Here is a 12,468-nt window from a genome sequence, read left to right on the forward strand (position 1 = left end):
ATCCCGCCTGGAGGGGCAAAAATTATGAAATTACGGGCCTTGGCCGCGTCCAGCGCCATCGTAAGCTCGTTCTTCCTGTTGCCGCAGGTCGCTTTCGCGCAGAGCACCGACGCTCAGCCGAAGCAGGAAGAACAGAATAACGAACCCGAATCCGCGATCGTGGTGACCGGCTCGCGCATCGCGCGCCTGCCGACGCTGGAATCGCCGGTGCCGGTGACGACCATCACCGCCGATCAGGTCCTGGGCAAGGGCAACCTGTCGCTCGGCGACGCGCTCAATTTCACGCCGTCGATGCGTGCCAGCTATTCGCAGGCGAACTCGACGCGCTTCATCGGTACGGCCGGCCTCAACCTGCTCGACCTTCGCGGCCTCGGTTCGGAACGCACGCTGGTGCTGGTGGACGGTCGTCGTCACGTGACCTCGACTCCGGGCAGCTACGCCGTTGACGTCAACACCATCCCGACCGATCTGGTCGAGACGATCGACGTCGTCACCGGCGGCAGTTCGGCCGTCTATGGTTCCGACGCAGTTGCAGGCGTCGTCAACTTCGTCCTGAAGAAGGATTATCAGGGCCTTCAGCTCAAGGCTCAGGGCGGCGCCTCGGACAAGGGCGATCGTGGTTCCTATTATGTCAGCGCCGTCGCGGGGCATAATTTCTTCGACGGCCGCCTGAACATTTCGGGTGCGGTTGAATATTCGCAGTCGAACCCGCTGTTCTATTCCGATCGCCCGGATTTCACGGGTGCCTTCGAGGGCACGCCGGGCTGGGTGACCTCGCAGCCCGCCTATATCAACAACGTTCCTGTCCCGAACCGTAATAACGACGGTATTCCGAACACGCGGTACATCTCGGGCAAGCCTGGCATCACGTACAACACGCTGTCGCTCGGCGGCACCGTGCTGGCAACGTGCCCGGCCGCGACGGCGACCAATGCCGATCGTCGTTCGCTGGTCTGCACCGGCCAGCTTTCGCCGACCAACGGGCGCCTTGCCTATAACTTCATGTTCCAGCCGGACGGCACGCTGGTCCGCAACGACACCATCACCGATCTTCGCAACGTCGGCGGCGGCACGTTGGGCGGCATTGGCGCCACCGGCGTCGAAGACGCGATGTTGATGGCCGGCCTGAAGCGTACCTCGGCGGTGTTGCTGATGTCGGGCGAGGTGTCGCCGGCGTTTCAGCCGTTCTTCCAGGGCGAATATGTCCACATCACCGCGCGCCAGCAGTCGACTCAGCCGACCTTCATCGCCAGCGCCCTCAGCCCGATTTTCAGGCTCGACAATCCGTTCCTGACGCCCCAGGCAGTCGCCACGCTTCAGCGCATCCTAGCGCCAGGCGCGACGACCTTCCAGATGCAGCGCTTCAACAACGACTTCGGCACGCGTGCCGAAGACCATAAGCGCGACACTTACCGCTTCGTCGGCGGAGTCAAGGGCACGATCAGCACGACCGCGAACCTCAATTATGAAGTCGCCGTCAACTGGGGTCGTACCGAGACCTATTATCAGACCGGCGGCAATGTCAGCCTCGAACGCTACGCGAATGCAGTCGACGCCGTCCGCTCGGGCAGCAATATCGTGTGCCGTGTCAACGCCGATGCGGATCCCACCAACGACGATCCGCGCTGCGTGCCGCTCAACGTCTTCGGCTATGGCGCGCCGTCCCGCGCGGCACTCAACTACGTGCTCCATACGTCCGAACGCAACGAGTGGGCTGAGGAACTCGACGTCACCGCTTTCCTGAGCGGCGATTCCAGCGGCATTTTCGAACTGCCGGGCGGCCCGGCGGGCTTCAGCCTCGGGCTCGAATATCGCCGTGAGGACGCCTACTCGGCCTACGACGCCTACACCGCGCAGGGGAACACCTTCCTCAACGGCAGCGATCCGTTCGATCCGCCCGCGATCAAGACCAAGGAAGCGTTTGGCGAAATCCGCCTGCCGCTGCTCAAGGACCTGCCGCTCATCCGCTCGCTGACCGTCAGCGGCGCGGCACGCGTCACCGACTATAACAGCATGAAGGATCCCGTCTGGGCCTGGAATGCTTCGGGCACCTGGTCGCCGACCCGCGGCGTCATGTTCCGCGTCGGCTATGCCCGTTCGGTGCGCGCACCGAATCTGGGCGATCTCTATTCGACCGCCAGCACCAACTATGCGAACGGCCTGGTCGATCCGTGCAGCCAGAGCGTGATCCGCGACAACCCGAACCGCGCACGCAATTGTGCCGCGGCCGGCATTCCCACGACGATCGTCGTCGATGGCGTCACCATTCCTTGGGAAAACACCCCGGCATCGGGCGTTCAGTATGTCGACTCGGGCAACCGCAACCTGAAGGCGGAAAAGGGCACCAGCCTGACCGTCGGCGCGGTTTTCACGCCGGCAATCATCCCGGGCCTGTCGTTCACCGTCGACTATTATAACATCAAGGTGACCGACTCGATTGCGTCGCTTAGCGGGCAGGAAATCGTGAACCGCTGCTACGACGATCCTGTGAGCATCAACAATCCGTTCTGCGCCGCGGTCAATCGCCGCTCGTCGACGGATCCGCTGTTGAACTACACCTTCGCCGGCCAGTCGGGCCGCACCTTTGCAGGCATCCCGACGGTCAACATGCCGGTGCTCGGCCCGGCTTTCGCGGCCCAGCCGTTCAACTATGCGAAGCTCAAGACGTCGGGGATCGACTTCGACCTCAGCTACAATCATTCGATTGCGCCCGGGGTGAAGCTGTCGGTGCGTGCGCTTGTGGGCTACCTGCTCAATCGCGAGCAGTTCTCCTACATCACCGATCCGTCGCGTTCGGATCGTATCCATGGCACGCTGGGTGACCCCGAAATCCAGGGCACCCTCGACATCGGGCTCGACTTCGGCACCTTCGATGTCCGCTACAGCGGCCGCTATATCGGCCGCCAGACCATTGCCAGCTGGGAGACGCAGTTCTCGTGGCAGGGTCGCGCGCCGACCAACCCGGATGCCTATCCGATCAAGTGGTATTCGCCGGTCACCTATCATGATCTGCGGATCGGCGTGAACCCGACCGACAAGTTCCGCCTCTATGCGGGCGTCGACAATCTGTTCGACAAGATGCCGCCCTACGGCCTCACCGGCACCGGTGGCGGCAGCGGCATCTTCCCGAACATCGGTCGCTTCTTCTACGCGGGCGTTCAGACCAAGTTCTGACGCTTCGGCAGATGACGGAAAATTGGCCGCGTCCTTCGGGACGCGGCCTTTTTTGTGTCGAAAGGGTGAGGCAAAAGACCGGCAACACCACGCCGCCCGTCTGCATGCCGTCGCTTCTGGGCCCACCGAACATCGCGCGCGCCACAGTTGCAACGATGCAGTCTGGCGAAAGCATCGCCCTCCGGGCGACTCTTTGCAGCAGCATAATTACCTTCACGCCATCTATTTCGCACTTATATTTCTATATATGTGGTAAAATTGCAACTTGTCTGGCGAAAGCGCACGCCCCTGCGGGCACCATCTTGTAATGTTTGTTTCCGAAATGATGCTGCGGAACCATCAGGCATTCCGCCTGGTGGGGCAAAATGATGAAACTCTATCGTCTGCTAGGGGCCACTGCGCTCGCAAGTGTGTCCACCATGTTTCCGACGGCGGCGTTGGCCCAGACGGGTCCGGCGGCGCCGACCCGGGCCGAGCCGGCTCAAACCGAACAGGGGAAGACAGCACAAGAAGATCAACAACAGATCGTCGTGACCGGTTCGCGCATTCCGCGCCCGGAATATGAAGGTGTTCTGCCCGGCGTCCAGATTCGCGCCGACACGATCGACACGCGCGGCTTCACCAATGCGCTCGAAGCGGTCAACGACATTCCGTTCGTCGGTGCCGGCGCCAGCCCGCTCAGCGGCAACAACGGCGGCCAGACCGCCAGCCTCGGCGCCGCATTCGTCGACCTGCTCGATCTCGGCACCGCGCGCACGCTGACGCTCGTCAACGGCCGGCGCTTTGTGTCGGGCAACTCGGCCTCGCTGTTCGTCGCAGGCAACGAAACGGGCAGTCAGGTCGACGTCAACGCCATTCCTTCGTCGCTGGTCGAACGGATCGACATCGTCACCGTCGGCGGCGCGTCCGCTTACGGCGCCGATGCGGTCGCCGGCGTCGTCAACTATATCCTGCGTACCGATTTTGACGGCTACCGCATTCAGGCACGCGGCGGCATGGCCGGCCGCGGCGACACGGGCCAGTATCAGCTCAGCGCCCTCGCCGGCTGGAACTTCCTCGACGGTCGTGCCAACATCACCCTGTCGGGCGAGTACAGCCGCAACGACGGCCTGCAGGCGACGGCGCGCGATTTCCGCAACATCCGTCCCGGCAGCTACACCAATCCGCTGAACGGCGGCATCCGCAACCCGAACTTCACCGGAACCTCGGTCATCGACGTGACCGGCGCGAACAATGGCGCGTTCCTCCGCGCGTCGGATGACGGCCAGCCGTCGACGCTGTTCGCATTCGGCCTGGTGACGCAGACGCTCAGCAACCCGGGTACCGTGCTCAACGTCAACAGCACGACCTTCTATCCAGCCTATACCCCGATCACGTCGGGTAGCGGCGCGTCGCTCAAGACCAGCAACTATATCACCTTCCAGAACGGCATCGCGCCCGTCGGCTTCGCGATCACCGCGACCACCGCAGCCGGCGCGCGCACGACGATCTCGACACCCAACAACGGCTATTGGGTGACTTCGGGACAGATCATCCAGGGAACGCCGGGTTCCGCGCTGGTCGGCGGCAACGGCCTCAACGGACGGAGCACGCAGGCAACCAACGTCCCCTACACCACCTTCGCGCCCACCGCACTGCCCAGCAATGTCACGGCTGCACAGGTATTGGCCGCCTATGGTGTAACGGCGCCCGCGGGGTCCAGCGCGTCGCAACAGACTGCAATCGCGGTCAACCTCCTCCAGGCAAACCGTTTTACCGCACGCGAATTCCTCGCCGCAAATCCCGGCGTCAATCTCAACTATTTCATCGGCACTTTCGCGCCCGACGTACCACGCGTCGCGAATACCGACACGACGCTGGTCAATGTCAAGGTTAACAACACCACCGTTCAGGTACCGGTGAACCAGGTGCTGCCATACGTCGCGGTGCCGCTTGAGTTCAACGACGACGGGACGCTGCGGACCTACAATTTCTCGGGCCCGGTCGGCGGCAATTCGCCGCTCACGGTCGGATCGTCGGTCGGCGGGAATGGCGGTTTCCGCCGCAGCCTTGAAAACACGGTGCTGCGAACCCAGCAGGATCGCTATGTTTTCAATGCCAACGCCAAATACGACATCAGCGATTCGCTGACGTTCTGGACAGAGAACATGTATGCCAATGTTCTCAATCGTTCACTCGGCAATATCTCTGGTGCACAGAACTTCCTGACAAGCAGCCAGGAAAATGCCGCACTGATGGTCAACTACAACAATCCGTTCCTCACGGCGCAGAATCGTGCGGTGCTGGATTCGGTCGGCATCAACCCCACCGCATCGAACCGGGGCAACTTCATCGTCACGCGTCAGAACCAGGACATCTTCGGCCCCAATCCTTATACGAACCGCCAGGAGACCTACCGAATCTCGACCGGGTTGAAGGCAAAGTTCGGCCTGCTCGGCAAGGATTGGACTGCCGAGGTCTCGGCGACCTACGGCAATTCGAAACAGAACACCCGCTCCTATGGTATCGGTGATCTGGAATACCAGCTCGCGCTCGATGCCGTCGATCAGGGCCTCGCAACCACGGGTGTGGCGAACGGGCGCATCGTCTGCCGAGCACAGGTTTTCCCCAACCAATACCTCGGCAAGACGCCGATCGGCACGGCCGAGAATATCACGCGGCGCAAGGGAGCAGACGGCCTGCCGACCGAGGTACTGGTTACGCCGACCATTACCCAGGATCTGATCGACTCGTGCAAGCCGCTCAATCCCTTCGGCTACAACCAGATGTCGGAGGAATCGAAGAAGTACGTGCTCAGCCCGTCGCTGTTCCGAAACCTGTCGGAGCAAACGTACCTCCAGTTCTCGGTGGGCGGGGGTCTGTTTGACCTGCCCGCTGGCACGCTGATGGTGAACGCCAACGGCGAATATCGCCGCGAGCATCTGAAGTTCACGACCAACGACCTCAACCAGCTCGGCCGGTCACGCTCGGCGCCGTCGGCCAATACCGACGCTACGACGCACACCTACGAGTTCGGCGGCGAGCTGGCCGTGCCGATCACGAGCGAGAGCTTCCTCGGCTTCCTCGGCGACCTGACGTTCAACCCCGGCTTCCGCGTGTCGAAGCAGAACGGTGAGGCGGCACGGTATCGCAATCTCGCGGGCCAAGTGATCAGCCCCAAGGCCAGCGGCGACTGGAACTCGATCTATTCGCTCGCCGGCACCTGGCGGCCGATCCGTGACATCCTGTTCCGCGGCAACTACACCAAATCGGTCCGTCAGCCGTCGATCGTCGAGCTTTTCCTCGGCGGTCAGCCGGTGTTCACGACGCCCACCGACTATTGCAGCCCCGCCAATATCGATTCGGGGTCGACGCCGGCGACGCGTCGCGCCAACTGCGTGGCGGCTGCGATCGCCAACGGCAACGCGACCGATACGGCTTCGGCAACGGCGTTCCTCGCCTCGTTCACGCCGGCTGGCTCGGGGCTGCAGGGTACCTATACCGGGGCGCCCAACCTCAAGCCCGAACGCGGGACAAGCTGGACGGTCGGTGCGGTGCTGCGCCCGCGCTGGGTCAAGAACCTCAACATCTCGGCCGACTATATCGAGGTTCAGCTCGACGATACCATCGTCCCCGTCGGCCTGGGCACGATCCTGCAGACCTGCTACGACAGCAAGACCTATCCGGATCCCTCGCCTTCGGTCGGCGTGAACACCTGTTCGCAGTTCTCGCGCGACGCCAGCTTCCAGCTGCAGAACGGCTTCCGCGCCGGTTTCCTCAATCTGGGCGGTATCCGCATCAAGGCGGCGAACTTCGCGCTCGACTATTCGGTGGCACTGGGTTCGGACAAGCTGTCCTTCTCGGGAAGTGCCTATTATCTGATCAGCTACGATGAATCGTCGTCGGGTGCGTTCGACGACACGATCGGCAGCGCCGGCAGCCGCGGCCGCCCGACGCTCAAGAGCCGCGTTTCGGTCCGTTACGACCATGACGGGCTCTATGGTCAGGTCGCATGGAACCGCGAATCGCCGACCCGCATCTTCGTCAGCGGCCTCCCGGCGACGTCGGAGCAATATCCGTACAGCCGCTATTCGCCGGTCAACAATATCGACTTGGCGCTCGGCTACGACATCGACAAGTCGTTCCGGCTTCAGTTGAGCGTGGCCAACCTGCTCGACCAGACCTCGGTCGGCTCGCTCGGCTACCGCTTTGCGGATTATTACGATCAGATCGGCCGTCGTTTCCAGATCGCTGCAACGGCGAATTTCTGAACCGGCCTCGCGTGAAATGCTGGGGGCTGCCGGCAACGGCAGCCCCCTTTTTTCTTACCCCCAAACCCGCGCGAACCGCGCGCCCAGCCCGGTCAGCAGCTCATATTGCGACAGCCCGCTCAGCGCCGCGGTCTCGGGCAGGTCGTAATCGAATGCCACCCAGTCGCCCTCGGCCAGTTCGGGTGCGGCATCGACGCCGATCGCGGTCAGGTCCATCGAGATGCGGCCGAGCACCGGCAACACCGCGCCGCCCGCCCGCGCGCGTCCCCGGTTCGAGAAACAGCGCAGATAGCCGTCGGCATAGCCCATGTTGACGATCGCCACTTCCATGTCGGCGGGCGCGGTGAAGGTCGCGTTATAACCGATCGTCTCGCCCGCGGGCACGCGCCGCCGCTGCAGGATCTGTGCCTCGGGCGTTGCCACCTGGCGGATCGCGTCATGCTCGGGCCGCTGGCGCCCGCCATAGAGGGCGATCCCCGGCCGGGTGACGTCGAAATGATAATCGGGGCCCAGCGCGATTCCCGACGAATTGGCCAGGCTCAGCCGCCGTGCGCCGCTCCGTTCGCGCAAGGGGGCGAAACGCGCGCGCTGGCGGGCGTTGAGCGCCACATCCTCCTCCGCCGAAACCAGGTGGCTCAGCAGCGTCTCGACCTCGAGCCCGTCGAGCAGCCCGTCGGCGACGTCCTGCGGCGCGATGCCCAGCCGGTTCATGCCGGTATCGACCATCACGTCGCACGCGCCGCCGCCCGCCGCGCGCCAGCGCTGCACCTGCGCCGCGCTCGCCAGCACGGGGCGCACATTGGGGGGGCGGTCGGCCATGTCCTCGGCCCGGGCGCCGTGCAGCACCGAAACCGCGACGCCCAGGTCGGCGATCGCGCGCGCCTCGGCCCAGCTCGCCACGAAGAAATCGCGGCACCCCGCCGCCGCCAGCCGCTCGACGACGCCGTGTGCGCCCAGGCCATAGCCGTTGGCCTTCACCGCCGCGCCGCACGCCGCCGCGCCGCTCAGCCGTTGCAGGTGCCGCCAGTTCGAAACGAGCGCCGCGCCGTCGAGGCGCAGCCGAAGGGGGGAGTCCGTCATCCGGCGAGGGTTAGAACCATTGCGCCCGCGCCAAAACCCCTTTCCTGCGCGCGCCCGGATGCAGCGGGTGCAACGCGCGCGCGCCGCTCAATCGAGGTTGGGGCGCAACCAGCGCTCGGCCTGCTCGACGCTCACGCCGCGCCGCGCCGCATATTCCTCCAGCTGGTCGCGCCCGACCCGCGCGACGCCGAAATATTCGGCCTGCGGGTGCCCGAAGTAAAAGCCGGAGACCGCCGCCGTCGGCAGCATCGCAAAGCTCTCGGTCAGCGTGATTCCCGTGCGGCGGTGCGCGTCGAGCAGGTCGAACAGCACCGGCTTCAGGCTGTGGTCGGGGCAGGCGGGATAGCCGGGCGCCGGCCGGATGCCGCGATATTGCTCGCGGATCAGCGCGGCATTGTCGAGCTGCTCGCCCTCGGCATAACCCCATAGCGAGGTCCGCACATATTGGTGCAGCCGCTCGGCGAACGCCTCGGCCAGCCGGTCGGCCAGCGCCTTCAGCAGGATGTCCGAATAATCGTCGATCGCGGCCTTGAACCGCGCCAGGTGCGGTTCGATCCCGTGGATCGACACCGCAAAGCCGCCGATCCAGTCGCCGTCGCGGTCGATGAAGTCGGCCAGGCACATGTTCGCCCGCCCCTCGCGCTTGGCGATCTGCTGACGCAGGAAGGGCAGCCGCACCGAATGGTCGCTGTCGGCATGGACGACCACATCGTCGCCGTCGCGGCGGCACGGCCACAGCCCGGCAACGCCGCGCGCGGTAAGCCATTTTTCGGCGATCAGCGTGTCGAGCATTTTCAGCGCATCGGCATAGAGCGAACGCGCACTGTCGCCGACGACCGCATCGTCGAGGATCGCGGGGAAATTGCCCGCCAGCTCCCAGGCGCGGAAAAAGGGCGTCCAGTCGATATAGCTGCGCAGGTCGGCCAGGTCCCAGTCGGGAAAGTCGTGCACGCCGGGCATCAGCGGCCGCCGCGGCTTCAGCGCCATGTCGGCCTCGAAACCGTTGTCGCGCGCCTTGTCGATCGGCACCAGCTCGCTCTGCCCCTTGCCCTCACGCGCGGCGCGCACCTGGGCATATTCGTCGGCGACCTTGGTGACATAGGGGTCGTGCTGCGTGTCCGAAACCAGCGCGGTCGCCACGCCCACCGCACGGCTGGCGTCGAGGACATGGACGACCGGGCCGGTATAGGCCGGATCGATCTTGAGCGCGGTGTGGACGCGGCTCGTCGTCGCCCCGCCGATCAGCAGCGGCATCGTCATGCCCGCGCGCTGCATTTCCTCCGCCACGGTCACCATCTCGTCGAGGCTGGGGGTGATGAGGCCCGACAGGCCGATCATGTCGGCGTCGTTCTCGTTCGCGGCCTTCAGGATGTCGGTCCACGGCACCATCACGCCCAGGTCGACCACCTCGAAGCCGTTGCACTGGAGCACGACGCCGACGATGTTCTTGCCGATGTCGTGGACGTCGCCCTTCACCGTGGCGAGCACGATGCGGCCCTTGGCCTTGGCGCCTGCCTCCTTCTCCGCCTCGATGAAGGGGAGCAGGTGCGCAACCGCCTTTTTCATCACGCGCGCCGATTTCACCACCTGCGGCAGGAACATCTTGCCCGATCCGAACAGGTCGCCGACGACGTTCATCCCGTCCATCAGCGGCCCCTCGATCACCTCGATCGGCCGCCCGCCGCGTGCCGACACCGCCGCGCGGCATTCCTCGGTATCCTCGACGACATGCGCGTCGATGCCCTTGACCAGCGCATGCTCCAGCCGCTTCTCGACCGGCCAACTGCGCCATTCGGCCGCCTGCTTCTCCGCCACGGCATCGGTGCCGCGATACTTCTCGGCCAGCGCGACCAGCCGCTCGCCCGCCTCGGGGTCGCGGTTGAGTACCACGTCCTCGCACGCCTTGCGCAGCTCGGGGTCGATCGCGTCATAGACGTCGAGCTGGCCGGCGTTGACGATCGCCATGTCCATGCCCGCGGGGATCGCATAATAGAGGAACACGCTGTGCATCGCCCGGCGCACCGGCTCGTTGCCGCGGAAGCTGAACGACAGGTTCGACAGCCCGCCCGAGATATGGACGTGCGGGCAGCGCTTCTTGATCTCGCGGCACGCCTCGATGAAGTCGACGCCGTAGTTGTTGTGCTCCTCGATGCCGGTCGCCACCGCGAACACGTTGGGATCAAAGATGATGTCCTCGGGCGGAAAACCGATGCCCGTGAGCAGCTTGTAGGCGCGCTCGCAGATCTCGACCTTGCGCGCTTGCGTGTCCGCCTGGCCGGCCTCGTCGAACGCCATCACGACCACGGCCGCGCCATAGGCCATGCACTTGCGGGCATGGGCAAGGAACGCTTCCTCGCCTTCCTTCATGCTGATCGAATTGACGATCGGCTTGCCCGAAACGCACTTGAGCCCCGCCTCGATCACGTCCCATTTCGAGCTGTCGATCATCACCGGCACGCGGGCGATGTCCGGCTCGGCGGCGATCAGCTTGAGGAAGGTGGTCATCGCCTCGACCGCGTCGAGCAGGCCCTCGTCCATGTTGACGTCGATCACCTGCGCGCCGTTCTCGACCTGCTGGCGCGCGACCTCGACCGCGGCGGTATAGTCGCCGGCCATCACCAGCTTCTTGAAGCGGGCCGATCCGGTGACGTTGGTGCGCTCGCCGACATTGACGAAGTTGGTGGAGGAAGGCGTGGTCATGCTCTCGGGTTCTTCTTCGATCCGCCCCGGCTCGGGGCGGGTGTTGGCGCTTCGGTCCGGCTCCCCGCCTCGCGACGGGGAGGATTCAGGCGACTAGGCCGCCATCGTGAACGGCTCGAGCCCCGCCAGCCGCGTGCGGACTTCGGGCGTCGGGATGACGCGCGGCGGCAGCCCCTGCACGGCGCGCGCGATCGCGGCGATGTGCGCCGGGGTCGATCCGCAGCATCCGCCCAGGATGTTGACCTGTCCGGCATCGGCCCATTCCTTAACCAGCGCCGCGGTCCGCTCGGGCAGCTCGTCATACTGGCCCAGTTCGTTGGGCAGCCCGGCATTGGGATAGACCATGATCAGCGTGTCGCAGATCGCCGACAGCGTCTTGACGTGCGGGCGAAGCTGCTCGGCCCCGAACGAGCAGTTGAGCCCGATCGTCACCGGCCTGGCGTGGCGCACCGCGTGCCAGAACGCCTCGACCGTGTGGCCCGACAGGTTGCGGCCCGACAGGTCGGTGAGCGTCATCGACAGCATGATCGGCAGGTCGCGGCCCAGCGCCTCGCCCGCCTCGATCGCCGCCATGATGCCGGCCTTGGCGTTGAGCGTGTCGAACACCGTCTCGATCAGGATGAAGTCGACGCCGCCCTCGACCAGCGCGTCGATCTGCTCGCGATACACGTCCTTCAGCGTGTCGAAGTCGATCTCGCGATAGCCGGGATCGTTGACGTCGGGCGACAGCGACAGCGTCTTGTTCGTCGGCCCCAGCGCGCCGGCGACGAAGCGCGGGCGGCCGTCTTTCGCCTCGAACTCGTCGGCGATGCTGCGCGCGAGCTTCGCGCTCTCGATGTTGATCTCGCGCACCAGATGCTCGGCGCCGTAATCGGCCTGGCTGATCCGGTTGGCCGAAAAGGTGTTGGTCTCGGCGATGTCGGCGCCCGCCTCGAAATAGGCACGGTGGATGCTCGCCGGCACCTCGGGCTTGGTCAGCGCGAGGATGTCGTTGTTGCCCTTCTGGTCGCGCGCGAGCCCCAGATCGCCTGCATAGGCGGCCTCGTCGAGCTTCCAGCGCTGGATCTCGGTGCCGAAGGCGCCGTCGGTGATCAGGATGCGCTTGGCGGCTTCGGCCAGCAGTTTCTCGCGTGCAGTCATGTTTCGTCTCTCGATCCTCCCCGGTCCGGGGAGGGCGGCCATTCGCGTGCGCGAAGGGTGGAGGGGGCCCTCCGCTGGATTCATCGCCGGTGGAGGGCCCCCTCCACCGCGCCTCCCGTTTCCG

5 protein-coding genes are annotated in these 12,468 nt (G+C 65.0%); 2 read left to right on the forward strand and 3 right to left on the reverse strand.

Going from position 1 to position 12,468, the window contains the following annotated elements; genetic code table 11:
* Positions 1–39 precede the first annotated feature (39 nt).
* Together ACT3CF_RS12895 and ACT3CF_RS12900 are read left to right on the forward strand one after the other, a co-directional pair.
* On the forward strand, positions 40–3,174 hold the full coding sequence (locus ACT3CF_RS12895; protein WP_478423350.1) for a TonB-dependent receptor domain-containing protein: 3,135 nt from the start codon (positions 40–42) through the stop codon (positions 3,172–3,174).
* 530 nt (positions 3,175–3,704) lie between these two features.
* The gene (locus ACT3CF_RS12900) at positions 3,705–7,424 is read left to right on the forward strand and encodes a TonB-dependent receptor domain-containing protein (protein ID WP_478423352.1); all 3,720 of its coding nucleotides are present in this window, start codon (positions 3,705–3,707) and stop codon (positions 7,422–7,424) included.
* 54 nt (positions 7,425–7,478) lie between these two features.
* Here the strand turns inward: ACT3CF_RS12900 and ACT3CF_RS12905 are convergent, their stop codons facing one another.
* The 3 genes from ACT3CF_RS12905 to ACT3CF_RS12915 all read right to left on the reverse strand — a co-directional run bounded on the left by ACT3CF_RS12905 (position 7,479) and on the right by ACT3CF_RS12915 (position 12,344).
* Positions 7,479–8,504, reverse strand: coding sequence for an alanine racemase (locus ACT3CF_RS12905; RefSeq protein WP_478423354.1), 1,026 nt, complete (start codon positions 8,502–8,504; stop codon positions 7,479–7,481).
* A gap of 87 nt (positions 8,505–8,591) precedes the next feature.
* Positions 8,592–11,204 carry a methionine synthase gene (gene metH / locus ACT3CF_RS12910; RefSeq protein WP_478423356.1) on the reverse strand — a complete coding sequence of 871 codons (2,613 nt, stop codon included), beginning with the start codon at positions 11,202–11,204 and terminating at the stop codon, positions 8,592–8,594.
* Between the two features lie 93 nt (positions 11,205–11,297).
* A complete protein-coding gene (locus tag ACT3CF_RS12915) occupies positions 11,298–12,344 on the reverse strand; it encodes a homocysteine S-methyltransferase family protein (protein ID WP_478423358.1) in 1,047 nt (348 codons plus the stop codon).
* Positions 12,345–12,468 lie beyond the last annotated feature (124 nt).

It is taken from the genome of Sphingomonas chlorellae, from assembly GCF_056485145.1.